Source organism: Paenibacillus sp. RC334, assembly GCF_030034735.1.
Classification (GTDB): Bacteria; Bacillota; Bacilli; order Paenibacillales; family Paenibacillaceae; genus Paenibacillus; species Paenibacillus terrae_A.
The window spans coordinates 3,188,568-3,202,850 of the sequence record NZ_CP125370.1; the positions used below are offsets into that span (position 1 = coordinate 3,188,568).

At 49.7% G+C, this 14,283-nt stretch carries 13 protein-coding genes; 3 read left to right on the top strand and 10 right to left on the bottom strand.

Annotated features, from left to right (window positions below; translation table 11 throughout):
* Window positions 1–176: 176 nt before the first annotated feature.
* Genes QMK20_RS14515 through hydF form a run of 3 tightly spaced genes read left to right on the top strand, consistent with a single transcriptional unit; the run spans window position 177 to window position 3,457 of the window.
* Window positions 177–767 carry a 4Fe-4S dicluster domain-containing protein gene (locus QMK20_RS14515; protein ID WP_283652185.1) on the top strand — a complete coding sequence of 197 codons (591 nt, stop codon included), beginning with the start codon at window positions 177–179 and terminating at the stop codon, window positions 765–767.
* Between the two features lies 1 nt (window position 768).
* Window positions 769–2,217, top strand: a complete 1,449-nt coding sequence (locus QMK20_RS14520; protein ID WP_283652186.1) for an aspartate ammonia-lyase — start codon at window positions 769–771, stop codon at window positions 2,215–2,217.
* Window positions 2,204–3,457 (top strand): [FeFe] hydrogenase H-cluster maturation GTPase HydF, encoded by a 1,254-nt coding sequence (gene hydF, locus QMK20_RS14525; RefSeq protein ID WP_283652187.1) that lies wholly within the window; start codon window positions 2,204–2,206, stop codon window positions 3,455–3,457. The genes QMK20_RS14520 and hydF overlap by 14 nt, the downstream gene beginning before the upstream one ends.
* 112 nt (window positions 3,458–3,569) lie before the next feature.
* Here hydF and hydG read toward each other — a convergent pair whose 3' ends face one another.
* The 10 genes from hydG to QMK20_RS14575 form a co-directional block, all read right to left on the bottom strand.
* Window positions 3,570–4,982: a [FeFe] hydrogenase H-cluster radical SAM maturase HydG gene (hydG, locus tag QMK20_RS14530; RefSeq protein ID WP_283652188.1), complete on the bottom strand. Its 1,413-nt coding sequence runs from the start codon at window positions 4,980–4,982 to the stop codon at window positions 3,570–3,572.
* Window positions 4,983–5,058: 76 nt separating this feature from the next.
* The gene (gene hydE, locus QMK20_RS14535; protein ID WP_283656284.1) at window positions 5,059–6,102 is read right to left on the bottom strand and encodes a [FeFe] hydrogenase H-cluster radical SAM maturase HydE; all 1,044 of its coding nucleotides are present in this window, start codon (window positions 6,100–6,102) and stop codon (window positions 5,059–5,061) included.
* Window positions 6,103–6,349: 247 nt separating this feature from the next.
* Complete coding sequence (locus tag QMK20_RS14540; protein WP_283652189.1) at window positions 6,350–6,808, bottom strand: alkaline phosphatase; 459 nt, start codon at window positions 6,806–6,808, stop codon at window positions 6,350–6,352.
* A 214-nt stretch (window positions 6,809–7,022) separates the two neighbouring features.
* Window positions 7,023–8,162 carry an amidohydrolase family protein gene (locus QMK20_RS14545; protein ID WP_283652190.1) on the bottom strand — a complete coding sequence of 380 codons (1,140 nt, stop codon included), beginning with the start codon at window positions 8,160–8,162 and terminating at the stop codon, window positions 7,023–7,025.
* Window positions 8,152–9,222 carry a pyridoxal-phosphate-dependent aminotransferase family protein gene (locus QMK20_RS14550; protein ID WP_283652191.1) on the bottom strand — a complete coding sequence of 357 codons (1,071 nt, stop codon included), beginning with the start codon at window positions 9,220–9,222 and terminating at the stop codon, window positions 8,152–8,154. The genes QMK20_RS14545 and QMK20_RS14550 overlap by 11 nt, the downstream gene beginning before the upstream one ends.
* Window positions 9,209–9,991 carry an ABC transporter ATP-binding protein gene (locus QMK20_RS14555; protein WP_283652192.1) on the bottom strand — a complete coding sequence of 261 codons (783 nt, stop codon included), beginning with the start codon at window positions 9,989–9,991 and terminating at the stop codon, window positions 9,209–9,211. Before QMK20_RS14555 ends, QMK20_RS14550 begins: the two co-directional genes overlap by 14 nt.
* Window positions 9,991–10,761 carry an ABC transporter ATP-binding protein gene (locus tag QMK20_RS14560; protein WP_283652193.1) on the bottom strand — a complete coding sequence of 257 codons (771 nt, stop codon included), beginning with the start codon at window positions 10,759–10,761 and terminating at the stop codon, window positions 9,991–9,993. Before QMK20_RS14560 ends, QMK20_RS14555 begins: the two co-directional genes overlap by 1 nt.
* On the bottom strand, window positions 10,746–11,612 hold the full coding sequence (locus QMK20_RS14565; protein WP_283652194.1) for an ABC transporter permease: 867 nt from the start codon (window positions 11,610–11,612) through the stop codon (window positions 10,746–10,748). Before QMK20_RS14565 ends, QMK20_RS14560 begins: the two co-directional genes overlap by 16 nt.
* Window positions 11,609–12,607 (bottom strand): ABC transporter permease, encoded by a 999-nt coding sequence (locus QMK20_RS14570; protein WP_283652195.1) that lies wholly within the window; start codon window positions 12,605–12,607, stop codon window positions 11,609–11,611. The genes QMK20_RS14565 and QMK20_RS14570 overlap by 4 nt, the downstream gene beginning before the upstream one ends.
* 4 nt (window positions 12,608–12,611) lie before the next feature.
* On the bottom strand, window positions 12,612–14,213 hold the full coding sequence (locus QMK20_RS14575) for an ABC transporter substrate-binding protein (protein ID WP_283652196.1): 1,602 nt from the start codon (window positions 14,211–14,213) through the stop codon (window positions 12,612–12,614).
* Window positions 14,214–14,283: the final 70 nt, after the last annotated feature.

The window sequence follows — 14,283 nt, forward strand, 5'->3', positions numbered from 1 at the left end:
AGTTAAAAGGGTGAACCATTGCGGCATCCTGCCTCTCCATGCTTAAAAAGAAGCTGCTGAGTCTTATCTGTGTTCATCCTATGCTCATCATGTTCTGCACCAACAAATTGCATTTTTAAACTTTTTCATACTGTACCCATTGTATTTTGTCGTTAGTTAGAAAGGAGTCGAGTTGTATGAACCGCTTTGTTTTAGCTGATCCCGATCAGTGTATCGGTTGTCGTACCTGTGAAATCGCATGTGTCATCGCACATTCAGCAGGTAACCCTTTTATCTCGCCGGATGATGAGTTTCATTTTCATCCGCGTCTAAAGGTCATCAAATCTATTGGGGTCACTGCCCCTGTCCAATGCCGTCACTGTGAGGATGCCCCCTGCGCCAACGCTTGTCCGAACGGTTCCATTACGAACGCGGACGGCTGCATTCTCATTAACAGCGAGAGCTGCATAGGCTGTAAAACCTGTATGATCGCCTGCCCATACGGCGCTATTACCATGGTACCTGAATATCGGGACGGGCGGCCTGTAGTACAGGATGGACTGTACAGCAATGTGTCAGGACGTTTGCAACCCAAAGAGCGAATGATTGCCAGCAAATGTGATCTGTGTGAAGGTGTAGAGGGTGGTCCCGCCTGCATTGGAAAATGCCCAACACGTGCCCTCAAGCTGGTTGAGCCTGATCTGGTTCACGCCCGTATTGAGGAAAAACGTGCTGCGAGCGCACGCCAATTACTGCATATGACGCGCATTCCGGCAACGGGTCTATGACATGACTGAAGCCTTTCCTCTGCAAAAGGATACGCGAACCGAGCGGGATGCGCTAGGGGAAATGGAGATTCCCGCCAATGCCTGTTACGGCATTCATACCGCACGTGCAATGAACAACTTTGCGGTCAGCGGCAGACCTGTAAATCAAAAACTGATTCACGCGCTAGTACTGGTGAAGAAAGCAGCCGCTCAGGTGAACTGTGAGCAAAATCGACTCCCTCCCCACCAGGCGGCTGTAATTATAGACGCCTGCGATGAATTGCTCGCCGGGCGGCTTCTGGATATGTTCACAGTCGATGCCCTGCAAGGCGGTGCAGGTACCAGCACCAACATGAACGTCAACGAGGTCATTGCTAATTTGGCGATTATGCGGCTTGGTGGAAAACCCGGACAGTATGAGCTAGTACATCCTCTGGATGATGTGAACTGCTGTCAGTCCACGAACGATGTTTATCCGACAGCATTACGAATTGCTGCCATTCGACTGCTTCGTCCTTTATGTGACGCGATGGCTTCGTTACAAGAGTCTTTACAGCACAAAGAAACGGAATATGCCGATCTGCTCAAGCTAGGTCGCACACAGCTAATGGATGCCCTGCCCATGATGGCGGGGCAAGGCTTTGGTGCTTACGCAAAGGCCGTGGCACGTGACCGCTGGCGTCTCTACAAAGCCGAGGAACGGCTGCGGGAAATCCCTATTGGTGGTACGGCGATCGGCACAGGCATGAATGCGCCTCGTGCTTACAGCTATCGGATGGTTGAGAAACTGGCGGACGAGACTGGCTTTGGGCTATGCCGAAGTGACCACCCGATGGACCCGATTCAGAATATGGATGTCTTTGTGGAGGTATCTGGTCTGCTCAAATCCGCTGCTGTGAACCTGTTCAAAATATCAGGCGATTTTCGCCTGCTGGCCTCTGGTCCTCTCGGCGGTATTGGCGAGTTCACTCTACCTCCAGTTCAGGCCGGATCATCCATTATGCCTGGCAAGGTTAATCCGGTGATGGCTGAACTGGCCGGACTAACGGCGTTGCGCGTGATAGCCGAAGATGCAGCGATTACTATGGCGGCTGCCTCCGGGCAGCTAGAGCTAAACGCGTTCCTGCCGCTGATTGCCGAATCGCTGCTGGCATCGCTACATATTCTGGACGGCGCGGTTCGGCTGTTCGATGAACGATGTGTACGCGGTCTGATCGTATGCGAGGACCGCTGTTCAGCTAATCTGCGTAACTCCGCTGTGATGGCTTCTGCGCTGGTCGCGGAGCTTGGCTATGATGAAGCTGCCTCCATTGCCTCAGCAGCCATTGCGCAGGGCCGCACACCGGAGGATATTACCGAAGAACGCGATTTGCTGACACGCTCGCGCATTGAGCAATTGTGCCATCCCTATACAGTAACCAAGCCCGGTATTCCGGGGCAGGAAGAAGGAATTCACGATGGGAATGAATGATACTCCCCGTAGCAACCGACCGCACATCACCCTGCTCGGTCGCCGTAACGCTGGCAAATCCAGCATTCTGAACACCCTGACCGGCCAGCCCGCCGCCGTGGTATCTCCCGTAGGAGGAACGACCACGGACCCCGTTTTCAAGCCGATGGAGCTGCTCCCTGTTGGCCCCATTGTTCTGGTGGATACCGCCGGACTGGACGATGAGGGTGAGATCGGAGCACTGCGCCGCAACAAAACGCTAGAAATATTAAATAGCACGGATCTGGCGCTGCTAATCATCGATGCTACTACTGGGGTTAGCGCATTCGAACATGGATTACTCGAAAAGCTGCGTGCCAAGAAGATTCCCGTCATTGGTGTATTAAACAAGACGGACATCCTTGCAGAAACAGAGAAAATAACCGCAACGCTGGGGGCTGAACTGGATTTATCCCTGATTCCTTTCAGTGCCTCTAAGCAATGGGGAGACGCGGAAGTGAAAAAGGCCATCATGGATGCCCTTCCGCAAAACGAGGATCGTTTCCGTATCGTCGGTGACCTGCTATCGCCCGGCGATTTTGTCGTGCTGGTCGTTCCAATCGACAAAGCTGCGCCAAAGGGCCGACTGATTCTGCCACAGCAGCAGACGATCCGCGATACATTGGAGAGCGATGCCATTGCCGTAGTGACTAAAGAGCATGAGCTACGGCTGACGTTGGAGCGCCTGGGGCGCAAGCCCCGCTTGGTCATTACCGATTCACAGGCTTTTATGAAGGTTGCCGCAGATACTCCCAAGGATGTGCCCCTGACCTCCTTTTCCATCCTGTTCGCCCGTCATAAAGGTGACCTTGATGAACTCGTACGAGGTGCAAGAGCCATTGACCGTCTCAAGGATGGCGACCGCGTACTCATTGCCGAAGCCTGTACGCATCAATGTCAGTCTGACGATATCGGTCGTGTGAAAATCCCCCGTTGGCTCCGTCAAACGATAGGCAAACGTCTCATCATCGAGCATGCATCCGGTTCCAGCTTTCCTGATGATCTAAGCGAATATGCGCTGGTTATTCACTGCGGGGCATGCATGCTCAATCGACGTACCATGCTGCACCGGATGGCAGAAACGGAAGCCGCCGGGGTACCCATTGTGAACTATGGTATTTTCATCGCCTTCGTGCAGGGGGTCTTCCCCCGTGCCATCGAATGCTTCCCATCCGCTATGCTGGCATGGGAGCAAGCCGTTGGTGCTGGCAGCCATTCCTGAATGAGACGAATCATTGAAGCAACCAATTCCGCCCCATACACGCAAAAGCAGCCGCGCTGACTCTCACGCGGCTGCTTTTTATTTGCCAAATTCCAAAGAAAAGATCGATATTCTAAAAATACAAATCCCGCTCGCCCGCTTCCAAGCGTTCCAGCTTTCCCAGTGTCAAACGACGTGACGATTCATGCGGAATACGCTCCAAATTATCACGCAGGGCGGCAGCTCCCAGCTCACGTGCCTCTTCATCTCCATAATCCAACAGGTACTCCTGAAAGGTCAGCAGCGAATTGGGCTGGCATACGTTGTGAATCTGGCCTGATTTGGCCAGCTCCATGAACCGATCTCCGGTTCTTCCTTCGCGATAGCAGGCTGTGCAATAGCTTGGCATATATCCGCCACGACACAGACTTTTGATGATTTCCACCGGCGAACGATGATCCCCGACCTCGAACTGGGGTTTATCTTCCGTATCCTGTTTTGCATAAGCCCCTACACCCGTAGCTGAACCTGCACTAATTTGTGACACACCCAGACCAATAACACGGTCTCTGTATTCCGGTTCTTCACGTGTAGACAAAATCATACCTGCATAAGGCACAGCCAGTCGGAGAACGGACACAATTTTCATAAAATCCTCGTCGTTGACCAAATACGGATAGCGCTCCAGATCCACATTTTCAGCCGGACGTAACCGTGGAACCGAAACCGTGTGAGGACCACAGCCAAACACTTCCTCCAGATGCTCAGCATGCTTAAGCATAGCTATCGTCTCATAACGGAAATCGTATAAACCATACAGCACACCAATACCCACATCGTCTATCCCTGCTCGCATAGCGCGGTCCATGGCAGTCGTGTGCCAGTCATAATTCCGTTTTGGCCCTTGAAGATGATATTTGCGGTAGCTTTCGCGATGATACGTTTCCTGGAACAAAATATACGTACCAATTCCTACCTCTGCCAGCTTCCGATAGTCTTCTTCGGTTGTGGAAGCAATATTGACGTTGATTCGGCGTATGCTGCCATTGTCCACTTTAACCTCATAAATCTGACGCAGACAATCTACGATATAATCAATCGGACAATTGAGCGGATCTTCCCCCGCTTCCAGTACGAGGCGCTTATGCCCCAACTCCTGAAGCACTCTGACCTCCTCGACCAGTTCCTCCGGTGTCAAACGGCTGCGGGTAAAGCTGTCATTGGTATGCTTATAGCCGCAGTATTCGCAGTTATTGACACAGTGGTTACTTACATATAGGGGGGCAAACAGTACAATCCGATTGCCGTAAATCTGCTCTTTCACCGCCCGTGAGGATCTAAACATTTCCTCCAGCAGTTCAGGATCATCCACATGCAAAAGAGCCGCCGCTTCAGTCGCACTCAATCCCCGGCAAGCTCTTCCCTTCTCCAAAATGTCTAAAATACGGTTTCGATCTGTTGCTTCCTGCTTTCCCTGCTCCACCGCTGCCATAATCTCTGCCTCATTAATGAAATCCGCCGACACTTTCTCCCGTACTTCACTCACGTAGATCCATCTCCCTTATTTTGGTGAGGATTTCGCAAAATCCTATGGTTACCTACTATTTTTTAGTTCAGCCCCATCATTGACTTAGGAGCTGTCGCTGCACCCTCAAACTATCACCACGCCCCATATCGACTTCAAACCCCGCTCCACGGATGCGCAGCTCCAGGCAATGTCGACATTGGGCAGATTCATCACCCAAGCATATTTTATTTTCATAAATGGCATACTTCGGCCTCACTGCAAGTGGCGACAAATTGGGCATAACTACATTCGCTCCCGCCTGTAGCGCCTTCTCCCGACCTTGGGGATGGATCGTTCCCATCGCTGTCGAAGCAGGAATAAGCGCATCTGGAACGACCAACCGGGACAACGAAACAATATCCAGCGCCTTTTCCATGCTTCCCTGACTGGCATCCCGGAGCGGCGTGTTGCTATGCGGTAAAAACGGTCCAATCCCGATCATATCCGGCGACAAGCTGTGCAAATAGACCAAATCGTCTGCCAAATCACTGTTCGTTTGTCCCGGTAAACCAACCATACATCCAGCCCCGATCTGAAATCCGATTCGCTGCAAGGCCAGCAGACGACTGCGCCTGCTTTCTATCGTCATCGTCGGATGCAGCTTGGCGTACAAACGCGGTGAAGCCGTCTCATGCCGCAGCAAAAAGCGGTCCGCCCCCGCCTCGTATAATAGCGCATAGGTTTCATCATCCCGCTCACCAATGGACAGTGTAACGGCCACATCGGTAAAACGGCTTTTGATCTCCCGAATCAGTTTCGCCAGCCGGGCTGCTGTGAACCAGTAATCTTCGCCGCTTTGCAGGACAAAGGTCCGATATCCCAGCTCATACCCTTCCGCGCAACAGGCCAAAATTTCTTCCGGTTGCAAACGGTAGCGATCCGCCTGCTTATTCGAGGCCCGTAGCCCGCAATACATGCAGTCCTGACGACATATGCTGGAGAACTCAATTAATCCACGTAAAAAAACACCTTTACCGTAACGCTCCATTTTGATGCGAGCTGCCAGTTTTCGTAACTGTGTCCGCACCGTCGGTTCTTCCTCCAGACATACCAGCAGCTCCGTCATTTCCGTATGCGTCCATTCCTTGCCGTCAGCCAGACGCAGTAATAATTCGTCCGTGACTCATCCCTTCTTCCCTCGTCCATCTGGACTCCACGTCGTCAGCAGCTTGTACCGTACATGTATTATTCTAGCAACATCAGAGGGAATAGAACGTGACTAGCTTCACAAAAAATCCCATTTTCTGAATATAAACTCCAGCTTCTGCCTCAAAAAATACATATTTACCGCAACAAAAAAAGCTGTTTCTCCTTTATATGGAAGAAACAGCTTCTGATCAAGCTTATTATTGAATTAAATCAACCGCCTGCTGTTCCAGTCCGAGTACACGTGTCATGTATTTATTGACATCCGTGTTGTCGATCACGCCGGACGGACGATCTCCGTTCGGCGTATAAGTGTACAGCACAACATCACCACCCGTATGACCACCTGTAGTCCAGCCAATATTTGCGCCTTTGCTAATGATCGGTCCGACTGCATAGTTCACGCTGCCTTCTTTGGCATCTTTGATCGTTTTTACTTCCTCATCCGTCAGATCCGTAATACCAAAATACGTGGACAGCACTTCTTTAATGTTGCTGCGATCTGCATCCAGCTTGGCTTCCAAGCCTTCACCTGCTGGAGCGGAATCTGCAATCGGAGCATCCGCAGAATGCGTGCGCACCATACCACTTGCCATGCTGTCTAACGTTAAGGAAGAACCTTTATACCATCTAGCCAGTGCAGTGGCATCATTAGCCATACCGTCTGGAATGAGAATAATTACATACTGCTAACATCATGGTTGCTACGAGTGCAGCCACCGATTTTTTCGTATGTATCCCCCAACACTTTAACATTCAATTTCCCCCCAGACACTTTATTGTACAATCAGAACTAAGTTTAATCATACTTTGTCAGGAGAATGTTAAGGGGATTGTCTAACTATATTAAAGATGCTCTCTGGAGTATTGGTCTCACTCAAATTCCCCCTGAATTACCGATACGATACTTTCACGCAGTGCTTTGGCGTTTTGTGACTTATATGGATCAGCATTAAAAAGGATTGTATCTGCTGTGTAGTTTTCTTTTATACGTCCCAATCTGTCCCCATATCCCAAAATTTCAGCGGCGAATTCCGTGGCAGCCTGCCAGGCCTCTTTTCGAGTTAATCCACAGTCTATGAGTGTATCTAATTCCTCAAGGTTGCGTCCATGTAACGAAGGTGTGGCAAAATCTGTACCGAACGCAATTCGTACGCCTGCTCTTTTGGCATAGCTGACAGCTTTAGGATGGGCTTCGGCGGCGCGGGCGGCGCGATCACAAATTTCCCTGTCGAGTGAAAGAACTCCAGACGGGTCTGCAGCAATACGATAGATGGAAGCAGTAGGCACAAAGGCTGTCCTGGATTGCGCAAGCCGGTTGGCTTGATCCTCGGTCAAATACATTCCATGCTCTATAGATTCCACGCCAGCGTCGATAGACCAGTCCACAGTAGGTCCGCCCCAGGTATGAACCATGACTTTTATGTTACGTGCACGGGCGCTACGGACAATATAAGAGAATTCTTCCTCAGAAAAAATCGGGTTCAGCACTGTATCTGGCGACGATCCTAGCCCCCCCGTTGCAAGAATTTTAATCCAGCTTGCCCCGGAATCAATCATTTCTGTTACCCGCCGTTCCAAATGCTTAAGACCCCGTGCATCTCCGGCTCCAAGCATATCACCACAGGTATAAACCCTTAAAGCCTGGCTGTAATGCTGACCTATATGCTTCACCGTACTTGGCAAAAGCCCACCTGCATCACGCACCGAAGTCACTCCAGCCCGGAAAGTAGCCTCAAAGGCTTGCGCCTGCATCACTTCGATCTCCAGTTCATCGCGCTTCTCCTGGTCAGTATGATTAAAATCCGTCCATGCCAAATGCGTATGAAGGTCAATTACGCCGGGGCTAATCCATAAGTCGCCATCTGGACTATTTTGTTGCGCGTACGGAGATACGGACTCTGCAATGGACGAAAAACGACCATTGCTGATCGTAATATCGAATCGTTTCCCATCAATCCCCGCCACAAATATATTATGATATGTTAGCTCTTTTTGAATGTTATTTCCCATCTTTATTCCCCCAGATTGACCTTTGGGCCGTCAGCGCATGATCAGGATCTTGATGCATAAGCTCTGCAAGCGTCAGGATGGCTTCTTCAACGCTTTGCTGATTTGCCTTCGCTCCAAAATGGTTAATTCGTAAGAGTTTATGATGCAATTCTCCGTCCCCGGGAGCGACAATACCTATGGGCTGTTCGATATTGAAATGGCTGCCTTGAGGAATCCGAACCGTTGTAGTCAACGTTGAGTAGCTGTCTTTGTTCCGCTGCCACGGCTCAAGGCCCAAGGCTGTAATGCCGGCAATTGCAGCGGATGTAGTTAAGCAATGGCGGCGGTTGACCGCTTCCAGTCCTTCTTCTTCAATAAGCTTTAATGCCTCTATCAGCGCCCGGGCTTCCAAAACAGGGATGTTGGCAGGAACTCGCACGGGCGTCACATGATTAGGGGAGCGCTTTAAGTCAAGCAAAGACAGAATGGAATTGCGCGGCGCATTTTCGTTGGAGGCCAGAAACTCCCAACCACGGGGAGAAATCCCCACAGCGCTGATCCCGTTAGGGCCGGCTAATGCTTTTTGCGCGCCCACAGCTACAAAATCGATTCCCCACTCGTCCATAAGCACCGGTTCGCCCCCGATTGCCGAAACTGAATCTATCACGGTTATAATATTTGACCGACGCGCAAGCTCCAATATTTCCCTTGTTGGATTGGAGCCTCCTGTGACCACTTCTGCCTGCACGAAAGAAAGCGCACATGGGTTATATCGCTCAATCGCTGCGGCGACTTCATCTACAGTTACCACTTCATCAAAAGATGTTTTGAGCTCGATGACTTCTGCTCCGCCGCGCGCAAGCCAGTTCCCGAAGATCGTTCCATAGGGACCTGTCACAATGTTTAGAATTGTACGGTCGGGCGCAGCTATGCCTGCTGCTATGGCTTCAATTCCCAGGATCGCCTCGCCCGGTATGATTACCGGAGATTCCTGGGTGGACAGGAGTTTGGAGAGCAAGTTAGTTAGCGTATCAAACTCCGATATTGTAAGAGGTACAAATCCTTTATTATTTTGACTCATAAATACCTCCTGCAGAATGGGATATTGGCATTTTGGGAACAGCGGACAAAAGCTCACGGCTATAAGGCGTTTCAGGACGAGAAAAGAATTTCTCCTTGGGGTTGATCTCAACCAGCTTCCCCTGCCGCATTACAGCAACAATATCGCTTATGGCATTTATAACTCCCAGGTCATGAGAGATAAAAAGCATCGTAAGATTAAGCTCCGATTTGAGTGTGCTCAACAGTTCAAGCATACTCCGTTGTACCGAAACATCCAGTGCGCTCGTTGGTTCATCTGCGATAAGTATGCTTGGCTCAACGCTCAATGCGCGGGCAATTGCTATCCGCTGACGCTGACCGCCGGAAAATTCGTGAGGGAATCTGCCAAGGGCGCTTTCATCGATGTGAACACGTGTAAGCAGTTCCCTACATCTCTTGTCCACTTGAGCGCGGTCAACAATCTTGTGAAAAAGCAAGGCTTCGGCAAGGATTTGCCTGATCGTATGCTTTGGATTTAGCGAGGAATCCGGGTTTTGGAAAACCATTTGTATTCTTTTATGCTGCTCCCGGCTCCGTCGCTTGCCCAGTACCTGAGAACCCAGCATGATCTGGCCCTCATCCGGGGCGATCAGCCCGGCTATTACCCGCGCGAGGGTAGACTTTCCTGAACCCGATTCTCCCACAAGACCAAGCGTGGTACGCTCCTGCAGCTCCAGGCTTACTTGATCAAGTGCGGTGAACTTACCATAAGCAACCGTTATATTTTCTATCCGCAAGGCTGTTTTCATCAATCGGCGCTCCTTTCAAGATCCGGGAGAGGAAGCACTGAGCTTATCAGCAACTGTGTATACGGATTTTGCGGGTTTTGTAAAAGGGGCAAAGTGTCTCCCCGCTCTATGATTCTTCCCTCTTTCATAACGCAAAGCTTTGAGCACATCGAAGCAGCTACGGCAAGATTGTGCGTAACAAACACCATGGCAAAACCCAACTCCTTTTGAAGACGTGAAATAACGTCAAGTATTTGCCGTTGAACCGTTACGTCAAGCGCCGTTGTTGGCTCATCACAAAGAAGGATGCCCGGCTTGCACGCCAAAGCCATCGCAATAACAATACGTTGACACTGGCCGCCTGAAAGCTGGCGGGGGTAACGGTCAGTATGCTTTAAGGAATCGGGAAGACCGAGCATTTCAAGCAGTTCCAAAGCTATTGTACGCGCCACCTTCCGGCTCACCTTCTGCCTGTAGTACACAACCTCGGCAAGCTGCCGGGCCACCGGGCAGAGAGGGTCAAGTGCCCTTATCGGGTCTTGAAAAATCATTGCGCATCTGCCATGGCTCCTGATATTCCCGCCAACCTGTTCAATCCCGGAGGGAAGCAACCCTATGATGGAGCGCAGCGTGAGCGATTTTCCAGATCCGGATTCCCCCACCAGTCCTATGCTTTCGCCCGCTTCAACTTTAAGACTCACATCGGTGACCAATTTATGATTCGATCGCGTCGCGAGCGACAAATTTTCCACTTCTAAAATTGGATTCATAGCATTCATTTTCTTCTCCATATATCTGCTAGCCCATCGCCCACAAGGGATAAGGCTATTCCCGTATATACCACCGCAAAGCCCGGGATTGCTGAAAGCCACCACTTTGTAGATATAAAGGGCTGCCCATCAGAAATCATCGTTCCCCAATCCGGAGTTGGCGGCGCAATGCCGATACCGAGATAGCCTAGCGTAACAATGGCCACAAGCAGAACAGCCATATCCGTCATAAGCACTACCACTGCTTGCGGTAGCACATTCGGCAGGAGATGGCGCAGTATGATTTTAATATTCGGGATTCCCAGTGTCTTGGCTGCGGCTATCCATTCCTGCTTGCGAAAGGATGCGCTAAGACCCTTGACCACACGAGCGTATACGATCCAGCCAACGAGAGCAAACGTAATATATATCCCCTGTTCACCCGTACCGCTTGCAAACGCCACTATAATGACAATCAAATAAAAAGGGAACGCAATCAACGTATCGGTCAAAAGCGTGATAACCGTGTCTACCCATTTACCATAATACCCGGCAAGCATTCCCAGAAACACCCCCATACAAAAAGGGATGATCTCCGCCAGCACCATAATCTTCAAATCAGTCCGTGCGGCATAGATCAGCCGTGTAAACAAATCACGCCCCAGTTGATCGGTTCCCAGCCAGTGTTCGAAGGACGGGGGTTGTAAAGTTGCCGAAATATTTTGATCAGAAGGCTGGTAGGGGCTAATAACCGGTGCGAACACTGCAATACCTATGAGTAACGCAAACATAATACTGCCCCATAAAAGAGATGGAGTATTTAGTATTTTTCCCCAAGAGCGGTTGCTATGACCCGCCTTCTGATTCTGAATATCTAATTGCGTGCGTTTCATTGTTCTCCTTTCGTCCTGGGATCAAGATACCCAGAAGCAACCTCAATCACGAAGCCGATGATGACCACAGATAGCGCACAATAAAGAGCAATCCCCTGTATAACAGGAAAATCCCGGTTTGAAATGGCTGAAAATAACAGGCTTCCGATACCCTTTAGACCAAAAACCTGTTCAATTACCAACGTGCCGCCCATCAGGTAGGCAATGTTTACGCCAAGCAGCATAAGCGCGGGAAGAGCGGAATTGCGCAGGACATGCTTTATCAGTATAACCCGGCCGGGGATTCCCGCTGCCTTCAAGGTTACAACAAAATCAGATTCCAGCACTTCCAGCATCTGCGCTCTTAAAGAACGAACGAGCGAAGGAATTTGCGACAATCCGACAGTTATCGCAGGAAGGGCGAGACTGTACAAGATTCCAAGCCAGCCCTCGCCGACTCCCCCAACGGGAAACCAGCGAAGCCGAACGCTAAATACCAGAATCAGTAGCAGTCCAACCCAAAAAATCGGCATACCGAGCGTTACAGCAGGCAAGATGCGTATCATATGGTCAAGCAGTCCGTCTTTATGTGTTGCCGCAAGGGTGGCCAGCACCAGCGAAACAATGATGGCAAAAAGACAGGTCATTGCAATGAGCAGCAGCGTCACGGGGGCCCGCTCTGCAATCAATTCTCTTGAAGAAGTCTCAAAAACAATCGAAACGCCGGTATCACCGTGTGTAAAGAAATTGTGCACAAAGCCTATAAACTGCTCCCAAAGAGAACGATCCAGCCCCAACCTATGACGCATACTCTCAATAGCCTCAGCTGTGGCGTATTCCCCCAGAATCATTTTGGCGGGGTCTCCCGGCACCAGCCTTATGATGAAGAAGACTGCCACCACCACACAGATGACTACTGATGCCGCTCTTATCATAGCGCGTACGAGCCATTTGTGTGGGGAAGTAGGATTTGCACGTAATCCGGCAGACTTTTTAAATAAATTGTGGGCCGTCAAGGATCTAATTACCTTTCACACGTACATCTTCAAAACGAACGCTGTTATTAGGAAGCACGATCAGGCCATCAATGGAAGAACGAACACCTTTCAGAATATCCGGATAATAGAGCGGGATGTAAGGCACCTCATCTGCAAGGATTTGTTGAAGCTTGGCGTAAATTCCCGCACGTTCTTCCCCATCAGGTGTTTTTTGCCCCTCGTGCAGGAGCTTGGTAACTTCATTGTTCGTGTAATGAGTCCAATACGACTTGCTAAAGCCTTCCGGGTCTGTCTGGAAAGCGAGGATCGAGTTGGCTTCTGGAGAATCCGCCTGTCCGCTGTTGATCATTGCCGAAAAATCATAGGCAAAGAAACGCTCGCGGAATGAGGCCAACTCAACAGATTCGATTTGAATGTCTATGCCGATCGTTTTGGCGGCCGCCTGAATAATCTGTGCCTCCTGAGTTCTTGAGTTGTTTCCAGAGGCAATAAGCAATTTTGTAGAAAACCCATTAGGGAACTTTGATTTTGCAAGCTCTGCTTTGGCAGCGTTCGTATCAAAGCTGAGCGCTTTAATCGTATCGTTCGTGTTGTAGGGAATGGCTGGCGGCAAAAGCGAATTGGCTGGCTTTGCGAAACCAAAGGTAACCGCATTGGTCAATCCATTACGGTCAAGTGCCAACGCCAGCGCACGGCGAACGTGCACATCCGAAAAATGTTTGTCCAGGGTATTGAAGAACAATTGCTCTGTCACCCAGCTTCCATTGGTCGCCACCTTGGTATCCGTACCTTGTTTTAATTCATTTACATTTTCAAGAGCTACAGACTCAATAGCATCAATCGCGCCAGCCTTCAGCTGGTTAATCGCTTGGCTGTCATCTTCAATGAGCTTGTAGACAAGCTCATCGATATATGGCTTGCCTTTCTGCCAATAGTATTTATTTTTGCTGAAAGTAAGATCACCGGCAGAATCCCATTTCTTAACGACGAAGGGACCGGTACCGACCGGATTCTTGAAGAATTCTTTTTCCGAGACGCCGCCGAAACCCTTTGGAAGGATACCATTGGAAAAGTTTGAGAGTTCAGAAATAAACGGCGTATACGGCGCTTTAAGCTTAATTACGAGTGTTTTTTCATCTTTAGCCGAAAGCGAAGCCACCTTTGCAGCTATTGCAAGAGGACCTCCTACATTCAAATGACGCTGAATTGAAAAAACTGCGTCCTTGGCAGTAACTCCGGTTCCGTTTGAAAACTTCAAGCCATCGCGCAAAACAAAAGTATAGGTTAAACCATCTGCGCTTATACTGTGCGACTCTGCAAGCCAATCCACAATCTTTCCATCACTGTTAAAGGCGACCAGCGGCTCAAATACTTTGTCGATAGCAAAAGCATTATTTGATGTAATCTGATTGTGCAAATCAAACGAGGTTACGGAAGCCGGGCGACCATATGTAAAGGTTCCCCCTTCTGCGGGTTGATCAGCGGTTGTGCTTGGGTTAGTTGCGTTTGTATTTTTACCTGCATCATTTTTGGAGCCAGAGCATCCTGCCACGAGAATCAGTAAAAGAAATACTAAAGATCCAACCAAAAACGGCTTCCTAAAAGATACAATAAGTTTGGACATCTCATTTTCCCCTTTTCCCCAATAAAACATATTGTTTTAATATGAATAGTATTATGGATGAACCCATTTG